The organism is Sphingomonas hankyongi, from assembly GCF_023516575.1.
Taxonomy (GTDB): Bacteria; Pseudomonadota; Alphaproteobacteria; order Sphingomonadales; family Sphingomonadaceae; genus Sphingomicrobium; species Sphingomicrobium hankyongi.
This window is the reverse complement of sequence record NZ_JAMGBE010000001.1, coordinates 686121-709330: the sequence shown is the minus strand read 5'-3', so window position 1 is coordinate 709330 and position 23210 is coordinate 686121. Positions and strand designations below refer to the sequence as shown.

Genomic DNA, 23210 nt, shown 5'->3' with positions numbered 1-23210 from the left:
TTTCCGGCGATTTCCATGGATGTTTTTGCGCTTACTGGTGGGCGCACTTACCGCCGTTCTGATAGCTCGCAAGCTTGTGCCCTCTAAGCGGCAATAGCTGCGGCGTCGTCGCCGTAAGGTTTGAACAGCACATCGAGCAGGTGGTGATGAATCTCATGCCAGGGGCGGGACAGGTCGACGGTGGCGACCCGGATGTGATGTGCGGGGAGCTCGAAATCGACCAACAGATCTCGGTTCACCGTCGGGTAGATCAGCGCCCCATCTGTCGGGATCGTGGGATGCCTGGCGGAGGTGTGCTTTAGATACGCGTAAAGCTGGTAGAGATTGGAAGAATGGATTTTCGACCCTCCATGAAATCGCGTCAGGGTCTCCTTGTAGTACTTAGCGTCGGCCACGATCACGCGATCTGGGGATCGCAGCGTGATGTCCGTTTGCATGGCGGGCAAGTAGCTAAGTGCACCGATCGTTAAGGGCTCGGCCTCCCAGGGGAATACCTCTCGTCCGACCGAGAAGGTCTGTTGCTCGTACGCGTAGAAATTTCTGAGGAAGTCTTCAAAGACGGCTGACATCCGAGTTTCGTCGTCGAGGATGTCCGCAAAGCGAGACCCCTCGCCTTGTTCGTCTGGTAGCAGAGAGTGAAACACGAGTTCACAGATCTGTAGAAGTAATCCGTACTGCCGAATGTTTCTGGAAAGCTGCACCCGCTTGAAGCAAGCCGCATCCAGGCGGAAATCGGAAACTCCTTGGAGACGGCGGTGCAGAAGCAAGAGCTCATGCCTAAAAAACGGCTCTAGACGCTCAGCCGTCGCCAAGAGCTTGAGCGTCGACTTCAGAATGCGATTGTGCAGAATGTCCGGCAAGAGTTCATCGTACGTGCAAGCGAGCTGCCCGTTTCGAAGAGTCTGCCGCTTCATGATCTCATCTAGAAGCAGCTTCCCACGAGGCGTTCGAGTGTCCTCCTCCAGCGAGATGTAGCCCCGGTCCAATCCCCGGCGGATCAGCCGATGTGTTCCGTCGATCAGAAGTTTGGCCAGCAAGTTTTGCAGATCCGGGCATTCGTCGACACCGGTCGGCACTTCTTCGCCGGGAGGGAATCGCGCCCATGCGTACGTGAAGAGGTAGTAAAGGTTACGGATCGGGATGGTCACTGAACGATCTGTTCGTACCAGCTGTCGGCTTGCGCCGGATCGTCGAACCAATATTCCTTGAGAAGCGGTTGGATCTCCGTCTCGAAGACGCGCGCGAGCCAAACCTCGGCATCAGTGACTTGCTCGTTGGGTACGAAGAAGCTGTGCCCTATCCTGAAGCCTGGACCCAAGTTCACCTTGTCAGCAGCGATCGCAGCATTGAGTTCACCCATACGGCTCCGAATTCGGTCGATGACGTCCCCTGGTACACCCTTCGCGGATAAGTACGTGGCGAACGCGGGGTGCTCAAAGCCTGGTTCGATGTCGAAGAAAGCGAAGCGCCGCCTAAGGGCGTAATCAACCATCGAGAGAGACCGATCGGCGGTGTTCATCATTCCGATGATGTGCACGTTATCCGGAACGTAGAACGGCGGCTCATCGGCCTTGGAATATGCAAGCCGCGTAGCCCAATCGGACGAGCGTTTTTCGGGCTCAATGAGAAGCATGAGCTCGCCAAAAATCTTTGACAGATTTCCGCGATTGATTTCGTCGATGACGAACACATACCTACGTTCCTGGTGCTTGGCGGCCTCCTCGCAGAAGCGGTAGAAAACGCCGTTACGAACTGCGAAGCCACCGGCATCCGTAGGCCGGTATCCCTGGACAAAATCCTCGTACCCGTACGATTGGTGGAACTGGACTGCTTCGACCCGCGCCGGTTCCTTGGAACCAATGAGCGCAAACGCAAGACGGCGAGCCACGAATGTCTTTCCCACCCCCGGGGCGCCTTGAAGAACAATGTTCTTCTTCGTGGCCCATACGCTCAGAATTTTTTCAATTAGATCGCGCCCAGCAAACAGGCCGTCCAGAGCCTCGTCGATTCCGTACGGATCGGTCACTGTCGGCGTAGCATCGTCAAGGCTAATAGGCGTTCTAATCAGACCCAGTAGGATTCGATCATAAGCAGACAGAAGGGCCTCAAGCAGCTCATTCAGCTCGGCATCAGAAGGAAGGTGTTCAAGCTCGAATTTCCTGTGCGCGATGGTTCCTCGTTCGTAGTTCTTCGCGAGAGTGCCATCCGAACCCAGGTCGGTCTTATTGTCCAAGGTGAAGCCGGACTCGGCTAGCTCACCCACTTCGGAACGGAGCTCAGCGGCTCTATCTTCCAATTCCTGAGCCGCTTGAGTCGCCGTGTACCGGTTCAGATACTCAGTGACCCCTTGAGCTAGGTTTAGGTAAACACGTTGCAGGTTCTCGCTCACGAGAAAGACCGCATAGGTTCCGCTTTGAGTGCTTGTCGTGTGCCTCTCGTCCATCAAGGCGATCCAAGGCACTTTCGCCCACACCCCCTGACCGAGACTCCATTTCACTCGGATATGCTCTCGTTTTGCGACGGCGGGCAGAGATCTCAACTTCTGTTTTACCCTGTCCATTGCGTCCCAAAGAGGCTGGGATCTGCCCATCGGCCCCGTTCTTGCAGCAGCGAATTTGTCCAGGGCATCACGCAGGAGGGATCCGAAACTAGGCAGGTCCTCTAATGTGATCGCTTGGTTCAACGTGCTCCGACTACCGGCTCGAACGCTTTCCATCAGCGGTCTGAAAATCCGTGCTGCTTCTGTGAGCTCTTTCTCGAGATCTGCACCGTCGATCTCAGCCGGCAGAATAAAGCGATAGATCCCTCCACCTGCTTCGCGCTTCCCTTGGGTGGAATGCATAAAGCGAAGCCACTCATCCAGAGTGGCGAATTCTGACCCCCCTGCGTCGAGCCGAGCCTTCCGCCGAAACTTCCATCCACCGGTTTGCTGCAACTTCTCGTCAAGTGCATGGGCTTCTGGACTTCCCGGTTGCGGCAGCAGTTCAAAAATGCGGGGTGCTGCGGTCCGGACCCTTTGCTTAATCTCCTGATTCGAAAAGTCCGAGGGATGCGTACAAGCACCGAAGCCATATTCGAGACCCCGGCCGGATGCGATCGCGAAGATCTGCGGATTGCCTGCAAAAGCCGATCTGTTTTCCGATGCATATACGCCAAACCAAAGGTCTTTGGGCTGACTGCCGCGCACACCACTTTGGAGATGAAAGCCAGCCGTTAAAGCACGAGTGTACTCGTCCACGGACCCTAGCTCTTCGAGCACCAGGTCGCCGAGTTGTCGGAGAGACGAGTCGACTCTTGAGTATGCCGCAATCTGGTCGTCGGTAAGGTCTGTGTACCGTGCGCCTGATGCCCTGGCTTGCGATAAGAGTTGGAGATCAGACGCGGAAATAACCGCGGGCGCACTCGGAGCGCCATCGCTTACAACATTGAAGCCCAGCTGTTGGAGTTTCTCACGGACAGTGTTGAAGCCACCGCTAAATTCATCGGATCTCAAAGGACCTCGCTGGGGGTGTTGCTTACCCACGGCAACCCCGGCGATTGCCTTAGAGTCATAACGGCGACCCCCTTCTTCCAAGAAGTAAGCCCTTGCCGGGCGGTAGCCGTATTTGGCCAAGAATTCGTCCTGACCGAGCTCGTCATATTCGGCCATGGCCGAGCGAACGGCCTCGGGACTGGATAGAAGCGACAGACTCATTGCGGCTCCATTCGACGCATACATCCGCTCATTAAAACTAAGTGGCTTTTGGAGGTTTGGCGACACCAAAGGTCTGGGTCTCGGGAAATCGCAGTTCGTTCTCGTCCACTTTGTTGCTGGCCGCGCTTAGCAGGTCAAATCCAACTCGGTCGGCAAGCAGCAGGAGATATATGAGAACGTCGGCTGCTTCGTCGGCGATCTTCCTGACATTGCTCGGATCAATTGGCGCGTCAGCAGGCTGCCACTGAAATACCTCCAGCAACTCCCCAGCCTCGACGATCACCGAAATGGCCAAATCTTTCGGTGTGTGAAATTGCGCCCAGTCCCGCCTATCGCGGAAGGAATGCAAACGTTCGAGTAGGTCATCCACCGTTTTGACCTTTCAAGGAAGGCACAGGGTCCCGATTAAGCATCAATTAGGGTGGCGTGCCACGAGGGTCCGATATCTAGGGAGTAGCCGGTGATAAAGTTCGAAGTAAATACTCGGAGCGTCATCCTGGTTTATGAGCCGGAACTGAATAGCGCTGAGTGGATTCTGCGCGAATTGAATACGCTCGGTGAAGTTACGATCAGTCGAGGATTCACATTCAAGAATGGAGATCTGATCGACGCCCCGTCGGAAGAGGCCGAAGACGAATTTTCCGAACCGATATTTCGCTTCCATTTTGCCACGAGGGACGCTGGCTACTTCCGAATTGCCGGGAGGATCTTGGGCATAGCGAACGATGTTCTAATTTCCGATAATGTCTGGTTGGAGCGCAAACTTTTTATTGCGGAGCGAAACGTCGGCATTTTTCGCCGGATTGCTAAGGTAAAGGGTCACGATGCGGAGATCATCATCGGAGGCAGCCGGGACGACAAGATACCGATAGAGGCATTTCGAGAGTTACTGGGAAGATTTCCAAACTCGGGTGAATTGGATCGCTACGCGAGCGCACGAGTGGAAACGATCATCGGCGAATTTCTCGACAGCCTCAAGAGTGCGCGAGAAAACTACGAACAATATTTGAGTCGACGTAAATCGTCGGTGACTGACAAACCGCTTATCCAAGACGAGCTTCTGCAAGCGGAGATCGACAAATTCGTTTACGTTCGTGACACGATCGACGATTGGCTGAAGGCCGCCAACTCTTATTCCGAACTAGATTGGCAACGGATGATCATTAAGGTCATCTTACTCATCTTTCCGAAGTACATTGCTGTCCTCGAGAATGTCGAGATTGCGGACTTCTACACGACACCAGGTCGTACGCGGCGACGGTTTATCGATCTGTGTCTCGTAGACGCGGGCGGCAATATCGATGTCATTGAGATTAAAAAGCCATTCGATAACGTCGTGGTCACAAAGACTCTCTACCGAGATAACAGCCTTCCGACGCGCGAACTTTCGGGAAGCATCATGCAGGCCGAAAAGTACCTCTTCCACCTTTCTAAATGGGGTGTGCCAGGAGAGCGTGAATTGACCGATCGCTATGGACCTTCGTTACCCGGATCCCTTTCGATCCGCGTTACCAATCCAAAGGCGATGATCATCCTGGGCCGTGATCGACTGCCTAATGGGCAACCGGCTCTATCGGATCGTCAGATGTTTGATTTTGAGGTTATCAAGCGGAAGTACGCCAATATGATCGACATCCTGACGTACGACGATCTGTTACGGCGGCTGAATAACATCATCGCCTCGCTCTCGCGGCGGAAGGCGGAGAGCCTGGCTGTCCTGCCGTAAGAACGGGGGAAGCACAGATAAGGGTGGCGGCGAGCGTAGCCGATCGACGTATTCTTTCGATCGGGATTCGGAGGGGCTAGCCCTTCCGAACTTAATTGCGATCTTACAAATCAGTTATCCTTAGAATACTGGCTTTCGTGCCATTGGCGCAGGCGCGACTTCAATCTTCATCCCGAGCCGCCTGACACTGCTCTGCACGACCTGCTCGAACCATGCCGGCGCCGTTGGTGAGATGTAGATGGTGGAAATTGTCTGTTCGGGATCGAATGCAACTGCAAAACCCGTCGCGGTTTGTCCCGGACCGTTAGGAATATCGTCGAGAGTCTTGTTGAAAAGTAATCGCACCTCCCTCTCGTGCTCGAAGCAAGTTCTCTTCCGAAAGAAGGGGATATATGCGTTGGCCTCTTCGAGCCAAGGCTCATCATAGCTAACGTAATTTACTCGACCGAGCATGACCCACGCCGGCAGCCGAGGGGCAAGTTTCGCGACGGTGGATCTGACGCAAACCGAGCCATCTTTCTCTGCGCCATAAAGTCGCCACATCGCGTCGTTGTCGCTTGCGCCAGAGTGCCAGCAGGACACAAACGTGTTTGATCTCTGCTGACGAAATGTCTCACGGAACAACTGCCTGCTTTTAGACATCGAGCCTGGCGCCATTTGGTGCTTCTGCTCTATCGCAGCGTCGCGTGTTCTTGGTCGTTCGTCCTCATCCTCAAGCAGCCCAAACGGTAAGCTTCCTTCGTACGGGTCGGCTTGAATAAGCTGATCGACACGCGAGAACCAAATGCTCCCAGATTCCAGCATCTGCAGCAGCTTACTCAAACTCATATAACGCCAGAGCGTGGTTGAGCGACCTGGCTCCTCTATGCCAGGAATGCTCCCCCTCCTCTCGTGAGATTTGGCTCTAATCACTGCATAGCTACCTTGTAGAACCTGGCTGAACCTAAAGTAGCGTCCTCAAGTATGACCGCAACTGGGTGCTGGAGAGCAAATGGCGGACGCACCGTCCGCCGCGGGTGTGCTGCTAAGCTACTTGAACGATTGGCAGATCGCATCTGATTGATGCTGTCGTTCTTATCATTGTTCTGAACCCATCAGTTCCAAGGCCCAAAAGCAGTTGTGGTGCGCCCGCAGCGCTCGATAGCGACGTCTTCCGCGACTCTTCCATCGCTCAGGGTTGGGTAGGCACCAATCTCTTTGTAATAGTCGACGCCCCGGCGTTCGCATTCTTCGCTCGAGATCGACGGATTGCTTGAAACGGTGGTGGTGACGACCCGTGTCGCTTCTTCCCGAACCGGCCGTTCGTTTGATCCACACGATCGAGCCGCGGCGATCAGCAGAACGACGCCGATAATTGCGAGAAGGAGTGTTGGACTCTCGTTGCTGCTTCGACCGCAATGTTTGCACACTCTCGCTTCGCGATTGATGATCTCCGCGCAATGCGGGCATTTTCGCTCATCTGCCTGCATGGATCCTACCTACAAACATGAGACTTCCAGTATCGCGCCCAACGCACAGCACCGCCGGCCTGAACAACCGCACACGACAGATCACCGAAGGCGGGTGACGTGCACCACGCAGCGGTTCGCGAGCCACCGGCCGAACCATCTGACACGCAACGCATTGTCCCAGATTGAACTTTGATATGCCCCTCCGGCCTGGTGCCACGGGGGCCGCCGAAGAGTGCGACAAGCCGGTCTCGTGCATCGATCGCGCCAACGCGGGGACACGGTTGATTGGTGGTGCATGAGCCGTCCATCTCTCGCGCCGCCACCCCAGCAATGCGGACCTTCGGACCCTCGGCGCACCAAATGGGCCCATCGCCATCCCAAACTGCAGTCGGCGTACAAAGAAAGACCGAGCCGCGGTTGATCGCCACCGGCGCCACGAGGGTCATGGGCTCGGAGGAGTCGATAAGAGGCAGCGCAACAAGGAACGCGAATAATCCCAACCGCATTGGCTTCCCGCTCCGGAGCTACGCGGTATCTGGAATAGGGGCGGGACCTGCCTCAGGCGAACGCAATTCAGGCGGCCGCCACCCCTTCTCGACGTACCCAAGATCCTTAAGGAATCCGAGAAGCGCCTCAGGATAGCTCTTATAGAAAATGTTGTACCCTGTGGGGCATTCGCTGGCTACTTTGACGCGGCACCCTTGGGGTAGCTCCCAATCAGTCGAGGCGTCATACGCCAGCACCATTTGACGCCAAGCTTCGTCCAACTTTCCAACCCGCGAAGCTGATGCAACGTAAGCTGGACAAGCGCCATTTCGAGTCATGCCGTCTTCGTCGGACCGACACACTTGGCCCGCCTCTCGCATTGATTCGAGGAACAGTGTTCGAAAGGCAGGATTGCGCGAGACATCGATGACGCGGCCGTTAACAACGTTCAACACCTTGGGGGGCGCGAAACTCATCGCATAGGCGGCAAACGCATAAAGGAAGGCATCATCTCGCAAGACGAAGTCCGCGATTCCATCCCCCGACACGTCCGACGGTTTCTCGATTTCGGCACCGTCCCAAGATCCCAGATCAACTATTTTCAACTGTCCTTGGGACAATCCGGCGAGTTGCACATGGGTGCAACAATGGGCGCCTCCGGAAAAGCTCTGCAGCATCACAACAGGCGGAGCTCCAGCCCGAACCTGAACCGCGGATATCTCGTGACTGAACGATGGATGGGTTAGCTCCCCTTCCATCCGCACCGACTGTTCATATGCAGTAACTTCGACGACCGGGGCGACAAGGCCTTCGTCTGTGCGCTTACTCACACGCAGGTTGTATGGCCCAAGTCGCCGAAGGACCTCCGCAGGCATTCGGTCCGCTGCCCAGGCAAACAAGCTACCCACGGGGATTTCAGGAAGATCGGGGCTCACGGCCGCTAGGTCTTTTGTGGCGCTTGCTGGCTGAGCGGAGGTCACGGTGATCGCATCGGCAGGAGGGCTCCGCAAATCACTGAGTACGCCCCAAGCTACGAACCCAGTCAGCGCGGCTGTTGCCGCACCTGCCGCCAACAGTTTGATACGTCGTGACGAAGACTTGCTTGCTGGCCCCTGACTGAGCTCAAATTCATGTCCGCAGTATCGACATACTTGCGCAGCAGCTCTCACATACTCCGCACACCGAGGACAGCCTTTCCTCCGCCCGACCATCATTGGTCCTTAAATATGCAAGCGGCCTCGAGCATTGTTTCACCTACGGTCTCTGGCGTCACTGGTTCGAAGCCGACGTCGGAAAAACCATATTCGGGAAACGTTCGCGACCGCAGGACCTTGTCGTAACTGTCATATTCGCTGAACGAAATAAGCTTGGACGTCCGAGCTTCGCAGTTCATGCTGAAAAGGAGCATTTCCTTCCGGTATTTCACCGAAGCATTTCGGGAATGGTCAACTTTGAACCATGCTTTGATTCGGCTGCCGGCCTTTTGAATCCGGTCCGGATCCATAAAGTACACGCCGCCGTTGGAAGAGGTAGTGATTTCCAGCCATTCCGCATGCGACGGACTCGCTACAGTGAGGGCAGCGACCCCCAACACCATCTTACGCCACACTGACACTTCCCCCTCTTAGTCCTAGCCGGCTATTCGCACCCGATGCCATCGTTGTCACGATCAAGATGTGGTCCATAGCCAGGGTCACCGCGCATCACGGGAGCAGCGCCTGCGGCCCTTGCGGCAGTGCAATTGTGGTATGCTGCACCGCTTTTCTGGGGCACGAGGCTGCTGCTTCTTGAGCGCGAGCTAGTCCCTCCCCGATGGCAATGGTAGTCGCCCGTTTTGCGATTGTTGTGACAGCCCTCTGAATTGAGACCCCCACCGTGCGCCAGAGCAGGCTCAGCCGGAAGCGAGATAATTAGGAGTGGAGCGCTGAGCGCGAAAATAGTCAGCGGTTTCATGTAGTTCCCCCGGGAACCGAGCAATTTGAATTGATCGGTTAGGCGACCAAGAGTCAAGACCGATTCGAGCCGAGTGCGATGGCCTCCATCGGATCACGCATCTGGGGTTCGTCAGGCTCTGCGGCTTTCACGCCGGGCCTCGTTTTCGGCGCGGCGGGCTTCCCCGAGCCGCTTGGACCAGACGTCCTCGTGCAGCTTGAGATAAAGGCTGCCGAATAGGCCGGCGCCGAAGGCAAGCGCATGTATCGTGGCCTGGTCGGTCCAAGACCACCACTCCTGTCCGACAAGGAACATCCATCCGCCCCAAAAGGCAAGGAGCCCAAGGGCGAAGCGCGACATACCGACAAGGCTTCCGATCAGGTCAGCCCGATTAGACTCTTTCATGAGAACAACTTTCAAATAAGGGTTGTCTGTGGCGATTGACCTTAATGGCTAGGTTTCGATGAATCGGTGCTTCTCCATCCGCATGCCGTCTTTCATTAGGACACAGATGTAGGCCCGGTAGTTGAAGTCTTCACCGATAGCGGCTGCGAACGCCCGTGCGTTGTCCTCGCACATGCGTAGCCCGACGGCCCGGCCGATTAGGGTCTCATCTGCGTCATCATCTCTATCGAGATTGCGCCAATACCAAACCTCGTACTCAGCATCATTTTCGACGTAAGAGCAGGAGTAATCGGAGGCGTAGGTCGAGCAGCTTCCGACGCCACAGGAGTTAAGACCTAGGCTCGCTGCCGCCGCCAAACTGGCCAATTTGATACTGACGTGGCCGTCGGTCACCGTGCGCCCCTCCCATGCTGCGGCAATTCTCCTGAGCACGGATACCCGAGGCTCACAACTTGTACCTTTAGCAACCCCCCGGCATTGAGGACGCACGGGCTCCGACCTACGGGTCCTGTCACGGGAGCTGGGGATCAGATGGCACAGGAACGCGAGGTTGTACGAGCACCAAACTACATGGACGAGATGACGCCTTCGGAGCGTCAGCTTCATCGCTACGAACTGATAGGCTGGATCGTCACCGGCATCATAAAGGAGGGAAAGTGTGAGAGGAATGAAGAGGTAGAAGCGCTAATCGGCCAGCTCGACATAGCGCTTCAGGAGGCCTTGGGTCTCTATCGGGTAACAAATTGAGTAGTCACCCGCACGGCCCTACTGTCGCACAATGCGAAGGTATTTAGATCGTTCGAAGAAAAGGTGGATCCGGGCACCATGATTTGTTTGCGGCGCGGATGGCCTGTGGCAATCAGCCGCTGATACCCAAGACGAACGTGCACCTTTCGAATGGGTAAAAGGCAGATGGTAAGGTAAGCGAGGGTTGGAATGCGGCAGATCGTCACAATTATCATCGGTGCAATCGCGACATCTTGCTCCGCGCCCGAGAGCGCGAAAGTGACACTCGATGCCGCCGCCTTGATCGGAAAGGAGCGTTCGCCTGTCGACGCCGCGATGGGGTCGAACCCAGACTGCCACGAGGAATCTGGCGGAACGCTGTGCGAGTATGGCGGCTACAACAGCGCCTTCTTCGTAAATGGCAAGGCTGCGAATTTAACCCTGCCGCGTGTCGAGGATCTCGGGGCATACGGTCTCGATCTCGGAGAGCCGGCGACAAAGAAAGAGGGTTGGGAGCATTGGTCTGCAGAGGTGGGCGGCCAAAAGGCGGAGATCGATCGCTTTCCCGAATATGTCTACATCATGACTCACAATGTGTAGGAAATGCCATGGGGCAGTTGCGCAGCAACCACAATAAACAGACCATTACTAGAGATTAGGCGGACATATGATCCGCCGCCACTCAGAATTCGCGAAATCTGGCAGCGTGTTTACGGCTCGCCTAACCGATGCCACGCCTCCTGGTATTCCGGCAGCGCATATGACTTCGGCTGCAGCCAAAACGACACCTTTCCGACTTGATTCACGCCGCGGTGCGCGGCCGCCTTCACTTCTTCTAAGGTAAGGATGTAGCAGGTGGGCAGATCAGAATTCGCATTGACGGTGATAATCCACCAGTGCGAGCACAAGTTATCAAGCGAGCCTCCCAGGGGTACCGGGGCCCGCTTCGAGAGCGCTTTCGACTGAATAGGGAGAACGCGAGCCTCATCTTCGCTGGCCGCATATAGGTCCGCTCCCCGGGCATTTCGAACCGTAGGCATCACGTGCCATCCTCTGCGTGATAGCTCTCGCGCCACATGGTACATGCCGGCGTTGCCAGTTAGTTGGTGTCGCACGTCATCGACCGGAGATGCATCGAGCCGGTTTCGCATCGGCTTCTAGTGTTCGCAATAGGTGGGAGGCGGACGTTTGGCTCCGCTTGAAGCGCGGCCGGCAAACTGCAACACTGTGGCATGTGCAACCTTTTCTATATCCGGTGAAGTAATTGGTCGGGACGCTCAATACTACGTCGGCTGTTGAGCCATCGTTTTTGAAGTGTGGATGTTCCTTGGCTTCGGACGATTGCTGAGCAAGCTCGCGGACACGATGGGCAGGAACGTAAATCCGCAACGGGGGCAGGCACGACGGGCATGAGGCGCGCGGCCCTTCTATACGCAGCGCTACTTACCGCCTGTTCGCCCAATGGTGGTCGCGAGAGAGACGGGGACACAGGCACAGACAGCGGAGCGCTCGCTCCGTATGAAACAGCGGATGCCGCGTATGAGACCTGTGACGAGGCCATTGCAGATGGGGCTGCCCCGCTCGAAGAAGGTAACGACGGATACTCCGAAGACCTGGACGCAGATGGGGATGGTATCGCTTGCGAAAACTTCTCCCAAACTCGAGACTTCGAAGAGGTGGGCGACACAAGTTTATGCACGGACGATTGCAGCGGGCATAACGCGGGGTTCGATTGGGCGCGCGACCACGACATCATCGACGCAAGCGATTGCGGCGGATACAGCCGGTCATTCATCGAGGGCTGCGAAACCTACGTTTCAACACTTCAGGGCGATGAAGACACGTAAAGGAAGGGCTTGCGCGATACTATCACGGGGGAAGCAGCCGTGGTGCTAGAAACGCGCAGCTCTGATGGTGGTACAACCCCCTCTCTCTAGTTCGGCGGACGGGGAATCAGCCATACCGCCAACTTCAAGCGAGGGTTTGGCGGAAGAGATAGACGCCGAACCTCGCACTTAAGACGCTGGTCTAATATGGGAAAAAGCGAAACGCCGTGGCGCGTGTTGCATAATCGTGTTGCTTACCACGGGCGTGCCCACGAATTTTCGGGGGAGATGACCGGATCATTTAAAGTAATTTGAGGCCGCGTTAAACGCAGCAAAGGCGGTTTCACGCCAAAAACCGTAATACATTTAATGATTTAATACTTTTAACACGTGCGACGTAGATCCCCCTATTATAGTCGCCATCAAGATGAGGTTGATCCGTTAAACGCACTAAATCATTAAATGTGCTGCGATCTCAGCATCTTAGCTGTTAAACAGAACGCTAAACGCGTTAAACTTCATGCCAGCCGACTTACTTTGAAACGACCATCTGCCAATTCGGAGCAGCGAAAAGTCTTACGGAGCTTGACGCTCCAGTTGTAGCAAAGGTTTTTGAGCGAAGAGTACGTCAACTCCGTACCGCGCAGGGTAAAGCTTTGTCCGACCTCGAGCTGCTTTAACAACTGTCTACGGCGCCATTTTCGATTAGACATCGGCAGCGGATCGTCGAAGGGCTGATAGTCTGCACCTGCGCGAGATGCTGTCACGGGCAGACCGCTTCGCTGTGACATTTTAAAGGGGCATTCTTCCTCGTCGGGTGGGCATCCCCACGGGCATGGTGCCGCTGCGCTCTCGGTGTTCATTTCCCCGGTCCTTCGCGGTGCGTTACCTGGTTTGCCCGAGCGGCGACTAGGCAATTGCGCACCTCCGCATAGGCCTCGGACTCACTCAGGAAGGTGCGCCGTCCCCGCTTCACAACGGTGATCTCGCCTGATTGAATCCGATTGTAGATCGTGGTGCGACTCTCTCCGGTGATCCCCGAGCGGGCAGCTATGTCAATCAGCCGGTCGCGTACGTTGGCGTCGTCCATCTGTATCCTCCTGTGACTCGAAGGATTCTACTTCGGAAACGGTCGACCGAAAAATTGAATCAAATGCCGAAAAACCGCAGAAAACTGCGGCTAATTAGGCGCATCGGACAGCATGGATCCAATCTCGGTGAACGGACCGTTCCGCGACTGAACGCTCGGCAGCGCGGCTTTTAACGTGGCTAATTCCTGGCGGAAAATTGCTACTCAAGCGAGCCCCAGGAGCAACACTGGCGAGCAACAGCGCTCATCATCCGAAATAAAAAAAGCTAGATAAAACATGACCTTCAGTAAGGAGTTCGGATTCCTCCGTCTCCGCCAGCGAACCATTCGGCAACAATGCACGCTGTTGCGCTCAAGCTCCGTCGCTAGGCCGCGCTGCGTTTGTGAGCAGCGCGGCCTCAACCGATCATATCAATTTCCGCGTTCCGGTGCGGCTACCGGCGGCGGTGGGGGCGGCGGCGGCGGGGGACAGGTCGCCGTGACCTCGATTACTGAACCGTCCGGACACGTCTGCGTAGCGGGTGCAGGCGGCGGCGGCGGAGGAGGAGGGGGCGGCGGGGCCGGCTGCTTGGCGGCGGCAAAGTTGTAGACCAAGCTGAGCAAGGCGCTGTGCGATACGAACCGTGCATTATCACCGAGGACTGCCGTTCCGCCCGAGCAGATCGCAGGTCCCGCGCAAACCGCTGGTGCGTCCCACGTCAGTGTATCTGTTCCGTCGTTCTTACCGGCATGGAAGTAACGATATTTGATACCCACATCGAACTGGTCGCTGACCGGGTAATAGAGCTGGGCAAGTCCCTGCCACGCGAAGGTGCTGTGGCTGCTTCCGAATTCATGGACGCCGGCATAGCCCGCGCCCGCGCCGATGCCGCCGCCGATATGACCAGCTCCGTTGCCGCCGAAGTCGAGCCAGCCGTTCACCATGCCGGACCAGACGTTGGTCTTGCGATCGATGTTGAAGTCGCTCGTCGTGAACGTGCTTCCGGCTGCGGAGTTGATCGCATCGAGGAAGTCTTGCGCGGTTTGCGATGACTTGATGTTCCCATGCTTGTAGCCGACCTCGCCCTCCAGGCGGAAAATTCCAAAGTCGTAGCCGGCCAATAGGTCACCATCGATCCCGGCCTTGTAGTGAAGGTCCCCGACTGTTCTGAAAGGAATGTCGGTGAGGCGTGGATCTATGAAGTCGATCGATCCTTCGAGATTATGGCTCTTCGGCCAGACAGCTCCTAAGTCGCCTCCGACATAGAAGCTGTTGTCCGTCGCTGCGGCTGGCGTGGCAAAGACCAGCAGCGCCGAAGCTGCCAGCAGATATTTTATCATCTCGGGCCTCCCGGGAGACATGGCTTGCGTGTCATGATGGCACGCCGGGCCCCTGTGACGAGCGCCACATTGCCGCGAGGTTACAGGAACATGAAATGGCCCAAATTCGCGAAGGATTGAGCTTTCGAGGGCAGCACGTCGAAGGAGCAAAATCGTACGGCGACATGTCGATCCGACCGCAGGGAGCCGCATTCGCGCTCCCTAAGGCGTCAGGCAGCCTTCGTCTCGGCCAACCCCCTCAGGCCCGGCGAGTGATCGGCAGGCCAGTGCCGTCCGTGATCATGACAGGTGTGCCGAGCCTTGTGGCGCCATAGAGCAGCTTGGCGAAGCCACTGGGGAGGCGGATGCAGCCATGCGACGCTGGGTAACCAGGCAGGCGGCCGCCATGCAGGGCGACCCCCTTCCACGTCAGCCGCTGCATGTAGGGCATGGGCGCATCGTCATAGGTGCGCGATCGATGCATGACCTCCTTCTGCAGGATGGCGAAGAGGCCGGTCGGCGTCTCACGTCCGCGCCGGCCTGTCGAGATCGTCGATGCGGCGATCGGCACGCCGTTGCGGTAGACCAAGGCCCGTTGCGCGCGGAGGTCGATCACCAGGAAGAGCGGTCCGCTCGATGCGGCCCTGGCCTCCCACACATATTGGCCGGGATTGAGGCGGGCCGCCTTTTGCGCGACCGAGAGGCTTCTGTGCGAAGCTGGATGAGCAGCGGCGGAAGCTGCCGCAAAGCCGAGAAGTCCGAACTGGATGAGACGCTTCACCAAACACCTCGTTCAGGCCATTCCCCCGAACAGGTCCCCGGACGATGGGCGATTTATTGAAGCGCGCGCGCTCGCCCTATCGGGATAGTCCCGGACCGCGCGAGTTGAAGCGGGTCAGCGCTTCGCGCGAAGCGTCAATGGACTACGACTGCGCTCAGCCGGTGGAAGAAGGAGTGCTTTTGGGCCACGCCCCTTTGCACGCCGTGAAAGATCCCGCCGCAAGCCGTAGGCAACAAGGCTTCGAGAGTCGTCATCTCCTCGAACCGGCGCACATCTACGTGCAACCGCAACTGTCCATCGAACTCGAATCTGATGATGCTGTCCTTTGGGCACAGCGCTTCGAGCATGCTGGTGAGCTTCTGGAGCTCGTCTGCGACTGGGGTCGATTCCGGCGAGCCGAAAATCTGCTCGACGTTCGCGGCTGCCCCCGTTTCGGCGACCATGGATGATTCTCCTTTTCAGCGCAGACTGTTACGTCTCCGAAAAGAATAGCGATATTGGGGAATGGCCCGACGGCGCCGTAGCGGGTGCTACTAAGCCGAAACGTCGGGTTTCCACCGGCAAAGCAGCGGTTTGGGGTTAGGCCTCACCCGAAATCTTGAGAGTCCCCGAGATTTCATTAAGCGCGCCCGCTTCAGACACTACCCCCTCCCATCGACGGATTTTTCGATGGCCCGACCAAAGCTCCATCGGATTGAGGCGATGCAAAGGCTCGCATTGAGCGATTGCGACCAGATCGTCATCCGCCTCGAACTCGCGGAAGCTCTCGACCTCGTTCTTTGGACCGTGAAGCTGGTATAACCGATAGTATACCATAAGTTCCCCCTTTTATATCCCATGGTCCACGCGCTTGAGCTCTAGGATACAAATGGTCGGGGCAGCCAACTATGAGGAGAAGAACTGAGGTTTTTCTACGGGGAAACAGCAAATCTGTCCCGCAAAGGGTCATAATCTTGCGGCCATAACCTGATTACTAGATCGCTGCCGCTAAACGCGCAGCGCAGCAGCTGCCTCCGCTTCCCGCTTCAAATTTCTCGCGAGCTGGCTCATGCCGTTGAGATATTGCGGCGGCACGTGCACGTCCCGATAGTCCAGCTGAGCTGCGGCGCGGAGCGTCCAGAACGGGTCGATCAGATGCGGACGCGCGAGCGCGACCAGGTCGGCGCGGCCCGCGGCCAGTATCGAGTTGGCGTGGTCGGGCTCGTAGATATTTCCCACCGCCATGGTCGCCAGTCGCGCTTCGTTGCGGATCTTGTCGCTGAATGGGGTCTGGAACATTCGACCGTAGACTGGCTGAGCGCCAGTCCAGGTTTGGCCGGCAGACACGTCGATCAGGTCCGCGCCCTCGCGGGCGAATGCCTCGCCGATCTCCACTGCATCGTCCGCCGTGATGCCGTTATCGCCAGCCCAGTCGGTTGCGGAAATGCGCACCGACATTGGCCTGTCGGAGGGCCAGGCGGCGCGCATCGCGGCAAACACCTCGAGCGGATAGCGCAGGCGGTTTTCCAGGGTGCCGCCATATTCATCCGCGCGCTTGTTCTGCAGCGGGGTCAGGAAGCCGGACAGCAGATAGCCGTGCGCGGCGTGGAGCTCGATCATGTCGAAACCGCATTCCAGCCCCATTCGCACTGCCGCGACGAACTGATCGCGCACCGCGTCCATGTCGGCGCGCGACATCGGGTGAGGGATTTGGTTGACGGGCGACCACGGGACGTCGCTCGCCGCGATCACCGGCCAATTGTCGTGTGGCAGCGGCGCATTGTCCTCTTCCCATCCGACGCGGGTCGATCCCTTGGCGCCGGAATGGCCGAGCTGAAGGCAGATCTTCGCTTTCGAATTTCCGTGGACGAAGTCGACGATGCGCTTCCAGGCAGCGATGTGATCGTCGTTCCACATGCCTGTGCAGCCGGGGCTTATGCGCCCTTCGGGAGATACGCAGGTCATCTCGGTGAAGATCAGGCCCGCTCCGCCCAGCGCCCGCTCGCCATAATGCACGAAATGGAAATCGTTGGGCGTGCCGTCGAGCGCGGAATACATCGCCATCGGCGAGACCGTGACGCGATTTTGTACCTCCATCTCGCGCAGCTTGAAGGGGGCGAACATGGGCGGCGCGGTCTTGTTCGTCCTGCCGTCCGTCGCGCGCTTCCAGAACCAGCGCTCAACGCCTTCCAGCCACTCCCGATCGCGCAGGCGCAGATTCTCGTGACTGATGCGCTGGCTGCGCGTGAGTAGCGAGTAAGCGAACTGCAATGGCTCGAAATGCGTGTAGCGCTCCAGCGTCTCGAACCATTCGGTGGAATTGCGCGCGCTGTTCTGCAGCTTCAGGACTTCAAGGTTCCGCTCGGCCACATATTCGTCCATCGCCGCTTCGAGACTGAGGCCGGGCCGGTTGAGCACGTCGGCGAGCTTGATCGCATCTTCGAGTGCGAGCTTTGTCCCGCTGCCGATCGAGAAATGCGCGGTGTGCGCGGCGTCCCCCAGCAGGATCACGTTGCCGGCGTTCCATCGCTCGCACTTTATGCGCCGGAAATTGAGCCATGCGGCCGAGCCGACCAGGTGCGCGGAGTTCGACTGCAGCGCATGCCCGTCGAGATATTTTGCGAACAGCTTCTCGCAGGCGGCGATGGTTTCCGCCTGGTCCATCCGGTCGAAGCCGAACTTGCGCCAGGTCTCCTCCGAACATTCGACGATGAAGGTCGAACAGTCGGGTGCGAAGCGATAGGCGTGTGCCCAGATCCAGCCATGCTCGGTTTCCTCGAACGCGAAGGTGAAAGCGTCGAACACCTTCGACGTGCCCAGCCAGACGAACTTGTTCGAACGGACGTCGACATCGACCCCAAAGGCTTCGGGGTCGGCATCGCGAAAGCCGGAATTTATGCCGTCGGACGCGATGACGAGGTCGTAGCTTCGCCATTTCGGATCCGCGGGATCGCACTCTGCTTCGAAGTGAAGGACGACTCCAAGCTCGCGTGCGCGGCCGGTCAGGATCTCGAGCAGCCGCTTGCGTCCGATGCCGATGAATCCGTGCCCGCCGGACGTAATCGTCTCGCCGCGGAAGTGGACGTCGATATCGTCCCAGTGCGCGAACTCTTCCGTGATCGTCTTTGCGGATTCGGGGTCGTTGCGCGTGATGTTGTCCACGGTGAGATCGGAGAAGACGACGCCCCAGCCGAACGTGACTCCGGCCGGGTTGCGCTCGAAGATTTCGATCTCGTGCGCGGGGTCGCGCAGCTTCATCGTGATCGCGAAATACAGGCCGGCGGGCCCGGCGCCGACGCAGGCGATCTTCACCGCGTCGCTCCCGGGTTCAACTGATGCTCATGAAACCGCATTGCCGCAGCATGGCACAGCAACGCGCCACTAGGACAGTAGGGATCTCCGCGGCCTACCGCTTGATGCGCGAGATCTTCGATCCTTCGAGCCCCAGGCCCGCCATCAGGCCCTTCTGACCGAAGGGGAAGGCATAGACGTCCTTGGCCAGGGTAGTCGTGGTCGTGCTCATTGCTTTGCCCTTGTCCACCACCACCACGCTGGGGCCAGAACCGATCGCCCAGCCGTCGCTTCGGTCCAGATAGCGGACCGCCTGGTCGTTCATCAGGAACAATGCGTAGCTGAAGGACTGTCCACCCGCCTGCAGCCCAAAGGAGGCCGCGCCGATCTTATAATATGCGGTCGGCTGGCCGCGTACGAACAGAACGCCTTCGCCGCCCTGGCCGCCCACCATGAAGCCCGCCTTCACGATCTTGGGAAAGACCAGGATCGCACGCGCATCGCGACTGTAGCGCCTGGCCCGGTCGGACTGCGCGTAGAGCCGGCTCAGCGCCGCCTTGCCGTCCGCGTTGAGTTGCGCGGCGGTTGCGGCACTCGCTCTGCTCGAGCCCATCGTAACGGCGACCATCAGGCTGATCGCAAGCAGCCAATATCGAATGACGCGCATGTTCGCTGCCTCCCGCTGTTCGGGTGCACTTTGCGACCCCAAGCGTACGCCGCCATCGGCAATTGAACTGATCCGCGTCGCCGCCGCTGAGTGGACCAGGCGATCTAACTGATCGAAAAAATGATGATCAGCCGGTGTTTTGATCAATTTTGCCGGTCACTGGATCATACGGGCCGCCGCGGCGCTCGGCTAAGTCGTCGCCATCGCGTTTCGAGGGAAATGAGCTTCGTGAGCCAGTGCTTCCGGAGGGACCGCCCCTGTTGTCCCCAACAATGAAGGAAGGAGCAGCTCGTGGACGGAGCCCGGTTGAAGTCCGTGCAAGCGGCGTGGTCGTAGCACCCTAGGTCACAGAGGGGAGCTCAATCACATCGAAGAGAATTTGCAAAATGAGCATTATCGGAAAATTTCAACCTCACTCCAAACAAGTGCTGTTCGTTGGAGACGACTCAGACAATCCCATCACGATTAGCCGCGATGGATCCGGCGACATTTTCGGGAACGGCGGTACCGTCCACATCTCTGGCGGGACGCCGAACATTGCCGACACGGATCTGATCCGCGCGTTCGGCAACGGCGGCAACGACGTCATCACGCTCGACGAAACGAACGGCCCGCTGCCTGCAGCGCGATTGTTCGGCGGAGCCGGGGACGACACGCTGACTGGCGGTAGTGGCAATGACGACCTTCGCGGAGACTCCGGTAACGACATCCTGTCGGGTCACGGAGGAAGTGATTTCATCCTCGGCGGATCCGGCAACGATGTGCTGACCGGCGGAAGCGGCGACGACATCCTCACTGGGGGTGCTGGCAACGACTTCGTCGACGGCGATCAGGGCACTGACATCGGTATACTCGGCGCTGGCAACGATGTGTTTCAGTGGGATCCGGGAGACGGCAGCGACCGCGTCGACGGTGGCACGGGATTCGACGAGATGCTCTTCAACGGCAACGGCAATCCGGAAACCTTCGCTTTGTCTTCTGACGGAGATCACGCGCTGTTCACCCGGGCTCAGGGCAACATCTTGATGGACCTGACCGGCATCGAGAAAGTGACCCTCAATGCCTTCGGTGGAGCCGATACGGTGACGATCAACGATCCGTCCGGCACCAATGTCACCGACATCGACATCAACCTCGGCGTTGGCGGCATCGGTGATGCGGACACGATCAACATCAACGATGACGATGACGTTCAGGTCGTGGTTGGCCAGAATGGGAACGTGACCATTCTCGGAGTCTCGGGTGCAACGGTGCACATCACCGGCTTCGAGGTCGGAACGGATCACCTCGTCATCAATGGAGACCTGTTCCCGGTCTGATTGACGTGAGCAGTAAGTAGAGAGGGGCCGCTCCTATGACGGGAGCGGCCCTTCGTTTTCAAATCAACCGCAATTAGCTACTCCGCCGCCTCCTCCATGCCGAGGTGCTTGGTTGCCGATCCCACCAGACGTCGTGGCCAGCTTGCGCGATTCCTTCCGCGAGTTGCCTCGCGGCGTCGACATCACTTCACGCGTAGCTGAGAAAGATCCGCGACAAGCTCCCTCCCGCTGGGATCGGGGGTTTCCGCGCTGATTGATTGATGCGCGCAAGCGTGCCGCTATCCGTCCCGCAGGCTCGCTCTTCAGCTGCGCGAGTCCACCCCGCGGATGAAGGCACCCACCAGGGTGTTGAATTCCTCCGGCCGTTCGATGTTGCTGAGATGGCCGGCGCGCTCGATCGCTTGATATTGCGCTCCCGGGATCAGTCGCTGGAGCGCGACCGAAAGCGCCGGCGGCGTGATCTTGTCCTCGGCTCCGCAAAGCACGAGCGTCGGTACGCGAATGTCGTGGACGCGCGCAACCTGGTTCGCCATCCAGACGGCCTCGGCGCCTACCCGATAAGCTGGCGGGTCAATGCGGGCCATTGTCTCGATGACCTCATTCCGGACCGCCGGATCCGAAGGCTGCGCCATCAGCACGTCCACGCGCGATTCGGCGAGCGCACGCATATTCTCGCTCGCCGCCACGGACCGATCGTAGATCGCCTGACCCTCGGGATGATCGGCGAACGTGTCCGCGAGGATCAGCGAGGTGACGCGCTCCGGCCAGGCATGATGAAGGGCGATTGCAACGACGCCCCCGAGCGAAAGGCCGCAGACATGCGCCTTCTGGATTCCGAGCTCCGTCATCGCCGCCAGTATCGCGGCGGCGAAATCGTCGCGGGTGGTGCCTTCGGGTGCGCGATCGCTGTCGCCGTACCCGGGATAGTCGAAGGCGATCGCACGCCTTTCCTGCCCGAATCGCTCAAGCTGCGGCCGCCATACCGACTTGTCCGATCCGACTCCGTGAAGGAAGACAATCGGCGTGCGGTCGCCCTCGCCCGACCCCTCATAGCCTAGTGCGATTCCCATCGCCGCGGTGACCCGAGACATGGCGGTATCTTGGCAGCGCGGCGCGCGTCGCGCTAGCGTTGGATCATGACGCGAATGACCGTGAACGGAGAGGGGATCGATTATCGGCTCGACCCGGCGACGCCCCTGCTGTGGGCGTTGCGCGAGGCGTCCAACCTCACCGGCACCAAATATGGCTGCGACAGCCGCGACTGCGGCGCCTGCACCGTGATCATCGACGGGCGCGCGGCGACGAGCTGCAGCGTCACGCTCGCCGAGTTGGAAGGCGCGGTGATCACTACAATCGAGGGACTGGGCGGCGCGCACCCAGTTCAGCAAGCATGGCTGGCGGAGCAGGTGACGATGTGCGGCTATTGCGAGCCGGGCTTCATCATGGCGATCGCCGCGCTCCTCGAAGCCAGCCCCTCTCCCTCGGACGAGCAGGTCGCCGCGCTTCCGAACATCTGCCGCTGCGGGGCTTATTCCCGCATTCGAAAAGCTATCCGCCGCGCCGCGTCCACGACCGCGCCGGTCGTTACTGACAAAGCTGAATATACGGCTCCGAAACGGTTAAGCGACGGCTCATCTGGCGAGGAGCATTTGCCTCCGCAATAACCCTGTGAGGCAATGTAAATGCGTAAGTTCCTGATCCCCCTTCTTCTGGCAAGCGTCGCGGCGTCGCCCGCGCTTGCCGCCCCGCGCGACCGCAACAACGACGACGACACGCGGACCGAGCGCCAGCAGAGCCGCGAGGACCGTCAGCAGACTCGTGAGGACCGCCAGCAGAGCCGTGAGGATCGCCAGCAGATTCGCGAGGATCGCCAGCAGGTGCACGTTGAGCGCGCTCCCACTCAGCCGCGAGCTGATCGATCGATCGGCAGCCGCGACATCGAGGCGAGCCGGGCAGCCCGCCGCGAAGCGGTCGAGACGCAGCGTGCGGCGCGCGTCCAGGTCCGAGAGGACCGCGTGCAGGCGAGGCTGGACCAGCGCGTCCTCCGCCAGGCCGAGCGGCGCGACGCCCGCGTCCCCGTCGTCAGCAACACTCCGCGGCCGGGAACCCAGCCGCCTGCTCCGACCACCGTGCGGCACAGCGCGCCGGTCCACTGGAACACCGACTGGCGGAGCAACAGCCGCTACAATTGGTACAACTGGCGCCTTCGTCACCGGTCGCTGTTCAGCCTCGGCGCTTATTACGATCCGTTCGGCTGGGGCTATCAGCCCTATTCGATCGGCTGGCGCATGTGGCCGAATTACTATCGCAGCAGCTACTGGCTGAACGACCCGTGGCAGTATCGCCTGCCCTATTCTCCGCCAGGCACGCGCTGGATCCGCTACTATGACGACGCCATCCTCGTGGACATGTGGAGCGGCCAGGTCGTGGACGTGATCTACGACTTCTTCTGGTAGATACACCGGCACCGTTGATCGAAGGGGCGTTGCGGCATTGCCGCGGCGCCCCTTCCGCATTAGGCGCCTAACACACCAATTC

The 23210-nt window shown here is 58.6% G+C and carries 25 protein-coding genes; 7 read left to right on the top strand and 18 right to left on the bottom strand.

Going from position 1 to position 23210, the window contains the following annotated elements; all coding sequences use genetic code 11:
• Positions 1-83 precede the first annotated feature (83 nt).
• From LZ538_RS03855 to LZ538_RS03845, 3 genes are read right to left on the bottom strand one after another with little or no spacing between them, the layout of a single operon-like run.
• A complete protein-coding gene (locus tag LZ538_RS03855; RefSeq protein ID WP_249830670.1) occupies positions 84-1148 on the bottom strand; it encodes a 5-methylcytosine restriction system specificity protein McrC in 1065 nt (354 codons plus the stop codon).
• Entirely contained in the window at positions 1145-3694 is a 2550-nt protein-coding gene (locus LZ538_RS13190) for an MrcB family domain-containing protein (RefSeq protein ID WP_283937544.1), read from the bottom strand. Before LZ538_RS13190 ends, LZ538_RS03855 begins: the two co-directional genes overlap by 4 nt.
• A gap of 37 nt (positions 3695-3731) precedes the next feature.
• Positions 3732-4064 carry a nucleotide pyrophosphohydrolase gene (locus LZ538_RS03845; RefSeq protein ID WP_249830669.1) on the bottom strand — a complete coding sequence of 111 codons (333 nt, stop codon included), beginning with the start codon at positions 4062-4064 and terminating at the stop codon, positions 3732-3734.
• Positions 4065-4154: 90 nt separating this feature from the next.
• On the opposite strand from LZ538_RS03845, the gene LZ538_RS13345 reads away from it, so the two are divergent.
• The gene (locus tag LZ538_RS13345) at positions 4155-5420 is read left to right on the top strand and encodes a Shedu immune nuclease family protein (protein WP_249830668.1); all 1266 of its coding nucleotides are present in this window, start codon (positions 4155-4157) and stop codon (positions 5418-5420) included.
• Positions 5421-5540: 120 nt separating this feature from the next.
• Here LZ538_RS13345 and LZ538_RS03835 read toward each other — a convergent pair whose 3' ends face one another.
• The 7 genes from LZ538_RS03835 to LZ538_RS03800 all read right to left on the bottom strand — a co-directional run bounded on the left by LZ538_RS03835 (position 5541) and on the right by LZ538_RS03800 (position 10087).
• Positions 5541-6242, bottom strand: coding sequence for a DUF2971 domain-containing protein (locus LZ538_RS03835; RefSeq protein ID WP_249830667.1), 702 nt, complete (start codon positions 6240-6242; stop codon positions 5541-5543).
• Between the two features lie 272 nt (positions 6243-6514).
• On the bottom strand, positions 6515-6889 hold the full coding sequence (locus LZ538_RS03830) for a zinc ribbon domain-containing protein (RefSeq protein ID WP_249830666.1): 375 nt from the start codon (positions 6887-6889) through the stop codon (positions 6515-6517).
• Positions 6890-7395: 506 nt separating this feature from the next.
• Positions 7396-8187, bottom strand: a complete 792-nt coding sequence (locus LZ538_RS03820) for a hypothetical protein (RefSeq protein WP_249830665.1) — start codon at positions 8185-8187, stop codon at positions 7396-7398.
• 380 nt (positions 8188-8567) lie between these two features.
• Positions 8568-8966, bottom strand: a complete 399-nt coding sequence (locus LZ538_RS03815) for a surface-adhesin E family protein (RefSeq protein WP_249830664.1) — start codon at positions 8964-8966, stop codon at positions 8568-8570.
• Between the two features lie 29 nt (positions 8967-8995).
• The gene (locus LZ538_RS03810; RefSeq protein WP_249830663.1) at positions 8996-9310 is read right to left on the bottom strand and encodes an excalibur calcium-binding domain-containing protein; all 315 of its coding nucleotides are present in this window, start codon (positions 9308-9310) and stop codon (positions 8996-8998) included.
• Positions 9311-9421: 111 nt separating this feature from the next.
• Positions 9422-9694, bottom strand: coding sequence for a hypothetical protein (locus tag LZ538_RS03805; protein WP_249830662.1), 273 nt, complete (start codon positions 9692-9694; stop codon positions 9422-9424).
• Between the two features lie 48 nt (positions 9695-9742).
• Positions 9743-10087: a hypothetical protein gene (locus LZ538_RS03800; protein WP_249830661.1), complete on the bottom strand. Its 345-nt coding sequence runs from the start codon at positions 10085-10087 to the stop codon at positions 9743-9745.
• Between the two features lie 138 nt (positions 10088-10225).
• Between LZ538_RS03800 and LZ538_RS03795 the strand changes: the two genes are divergently transcribed.
• The 3 genes from LZ538_RS03795 to LZ538_RS03785 all read left to right on the top strand — a co-directional run bounded on the left by LZ538_RS03795 (position 10226) and on the right by LZ538_RS03785 (position 12267).
• Positions 10226-10441, top strand: coding sequence for a hypothetical protein (locus tag LZ538_RS03795; RefSeq protein ID WP_249830660.1), 216 nt, complete (start codon positions 10226-10228; stop codon positions 10439-10441).
• Positions 10442-10630: 189 nt separating this feature from the next.
• Entirely contained in the window at positions 10631-11020 is a 390-nt protein-coding gene (locus tag LZ538_RS03790; RefSeq protein ID WP_249830659.1) for a hypothetical protein, read from the top strand.
• An 809-nt stretch (positions 11021-11829) separates the two neighbouring features.
• The gene (locus tag LZ538_RS03785) at positions 11830-12267 is read left to right on the top strand and encodes an excalibur calcium-binding domain-containing protein (RefSeq protein ID WP_249830658.1); all 438 of its coding nucleotides are present in this window, start codon (positions 11830-11832) and stop codon (positions 12265-12267) included.
• Between the two features lie 838 nt (positions 12268-13105).
• On the opposite strand, the gene LZ538_RS03780 is transcribed toward LZ538_RS03785, so the two are convergent.
• From LZ538_RS03780 to LZ538_RS03750, 7 genes are all read right to left on the bottom strand, one after another.
• Positions 13106-13336 (bottom strand): helix-turn-helix domain-containing protein, encoded by a 231-nt coding sequence (locus LZ538_RS03780; protein ID WP_249830657.1) that lies wholly within the window; start codon positions 13334-13336, stop codon positions 13106-13108.
• A 411-nt stretch (positions 13337-13747) separates the two neighbouring features.
• Positions 13748-14656: an outer membrane beta-barrel protein gene (locus LZ538_RS03775; RefSeq protein WP_249830656.1), complete on the bottom strand. Its 909-nt coding sequence runs from the start codon at positions 14654-14656 to the stop codon at positions 13748-13750.
• Positions 14657-14894: 238 nt separating this feature from the next.
• Complete coding sequence (locus LZ538_RS03770) at positions 14895-15416, bottom strand: L,D-transpeptidase family protein (protein WP_249830655.1); 522 nt, start codon at positions 15414-15416, stop codon at positions 14895-14897.
• Between the two features lie 134 nt (positions 15417-15550).
• Positions 15551-15859, bottom strand: coding sequence for a hypothetical protein (locus tag LZ538_RS03765; RefSeq protein ID WP_249830654.1), 309 nt, complete (start codon positions 15857-15859; stop codon positions 15551-15553).
• A 136-nt stretch (positions 15860-15995) separates the two neighbouring features.
• The gene (locus tag LZ538_RS03760) at positions 15996-16232 is read right to left on the bottom strand and encodes a hypothetical protein (protein ID WP_249830653.1); all 237 of its coding nucleotides are present in this window, start codon (positions 16230-16232) and stop codon (positions 15996-15998) included.
• A 171-nt stretch (positions 16233-16403) separates the two neighbouring features.
• Positions 16404-18707, bottom strand: a complete 2304-nt coding sequence (locus LZ538_RS03755; protein WP_249830652.1) for a bifunctional salicylyl-CoA 5-hydroxylase/oxidoreductase — start codon at positions 18705-18707, stop codon at positions 16404-16406.
• 94 nt (positions 18708-18801) lie between these two features.
• Complete coding sequence (locus LZ538_RS03750; RefSeq protein ID WP_249830651.1) at positions 18802-19353, bottom strand: lipid-binding SYLF domain-containing protein; 552 nt, start codon at positions 19351-19353, stop codon at positions 18802-18804.
• Between the two features lie 386 nt (positions 19354-19739).
• On the opposite strand from LZ538_RS03750, the gene LZ538_RS03745 reads away from it, so the two are divergent.
• Positions 19740-20672, top strand: coding sequence for a calcium-binding protein (locus LZ538_RS03745; protein WP_249830650.1), 933 nt, complete (start codon positions 19740-19742; stop codon positions 20670-20672).
• 302 nt (positions 20673-20974) lie between these two features.
• Here the strand turns inward: LZ538_RS03745 and LZ538_RS03740 are convergent, their stop codons facing one another.
• Positions 20975-21763, bottom strand: a complete 789-nt coding sequence (locus LZ538_RS03740) for an alpha/beta fold hydrolase (protein ID WP_249830649.1) — start codon at positions 21761-21763, stop codon at positions 20975-20977.
• Between the two features lie 45 nt (positions 21764-21808).
• Here LZ538_RS03740 and LZ538_RS03735 point away from each other — a divergent pair, with 45 nt between their 5' ends.
• The gene (locus LZ538_RS03735; protein ID WP_249830648.1) at positions 21809-22336 is read left to right on the top strand and encodes a (2Fe-2S)-binding protein; all 528 of its coding nucleotides are present in this window, start codon (positions 21809-21811) and stop codon (positions 22334-22336) included.
• 18 nt (positions 22337-22354) lie between these two features.
• Positions 22355-23128 carry an RcnB family protein gene (locus LZ538_RS03730; RefSeq protein ID WP_249830647.1) on the top strand — a complete coding sequence of 258 codons (774 nt, stop codon included), beginning with the start codon at positions 22355-22357 and terminating at the stop codon, positions 23126-23128.
• Positions 23129-23210: the final 82 nt, after the last annotated feature.

Bases quoted from the DNA above. Each gene is read 5' to 3' on its own strand.
- LZ538_RS13190 (WP_283937544.1), bottom strand. From the start codon at position 3,694: ATGAGTCTGTCGCTTCTATCCAGTCCCGAGGCCGTTCGCTCGGCCATG.
- LZ538_RS03830 (WP_249830666.1), bottom strand. From the start codon at position 6,889: ATGCAGGCAGATGAGCGAAAATGCCCGCATTGCGCGGAGATCATCAAT.
- LZ538_RS03810 (WP_249830663.1), bottom strand. From the start codon at position 9,310: ATGAAACCGCTGACTATTTTCGCGCTCAGCGCTCCACTCCTAATTATC.
- LZ538_RS03805 (WP_249830662.1), bottom strand. From the start codon at position 9,694: ATGAAAGAGTCTAATCGGGCTGACCTGATCGGAAGCCTTGTCGGTATG.
- LZ538_RS03795 (WP_249830660.1), top strand. From the start codon at position 10,226: ATGGCACAGGAACGCGAGGTTGTACGAGCACCAAACTACATGGACGAG.
- LZ538_RS03790 (WP_249830659.1), top strand. From the start codon at position 10,631: ATGCGGCAGATCGTCACAATTATCATCGGTGCAATCGCGACATCTTGC.
- LZ538_RS03785 (WP_249830658.1), top strand. From the start codon at position 11,830: ATGAGGCGCGCGGCCCTTCTATACGCAGCGCTACTTACCGCCTGTTCG.
- LZ538_RS03780 (WP_249830657.1), bottom strand. From the start codon at position 13,336: ATGGACGACGCCAACGTACGCGACCGGCTGATTGACATAGCTGCCCGC.
- LZ538_RS03775 (WP_249830656.1), bottom strand. From the start codon at position 14,656: ATGATAAAATATCTGCTGGCAGCTTCGGCGCTGCTGGTCTTTGCCACG.
- LZ538_RS03765 (WP_249830654.1), bottom strand. From the start codon at position 15,859: ATGGTCGCCGAAACGGGGGCAGCCGCGAACGTCGAGCAGATTTTCGGC.
- LZ538_RS03760 (WP_249830653.1), bottom strand. From the start codon at position 16,232: ATGGTATACTATCGGTTATACCAGCTTCACGGTCCAAAGAACGAGGTC.
- LZ538_RS03750 (WP_249830651.1), bottom strand. From the start codon at position 19,353: ATGCGCGTCATTCGATATTGGCTGCTTGCGATCAGCCTGATGGTCGCC.
- LZ538_RS03745 (WP_249830650.1), top strand. From the start codon at position 19,740: ATGAGCATTATCGGAAAATTTCAACCTCACTCCAAACAAGTGCTGTTC.
- LZ538_RS03740 (WP_249830649.1), bottom strand. From the start codon at position 21,763: ATGTCTCGGGTCACCGCGGCGATGGGAATCGCACTAGGCTATGAGGGG.
- LZ538_RS03735 (WP_249830648.1), top strand. From the start codon at position 21,809: ATGACGCGAATGACCGTGAACGGAGAGGGGATCGATTATCGGCTCGAC.
- LZ538_RS03730 (WP_249830647.1), top strand. From the start codon at position 22,355: ATGCGTAAGTTCCTGATCCCCCTTCTTCTGGCAAGCGTCGCGGCGTCG.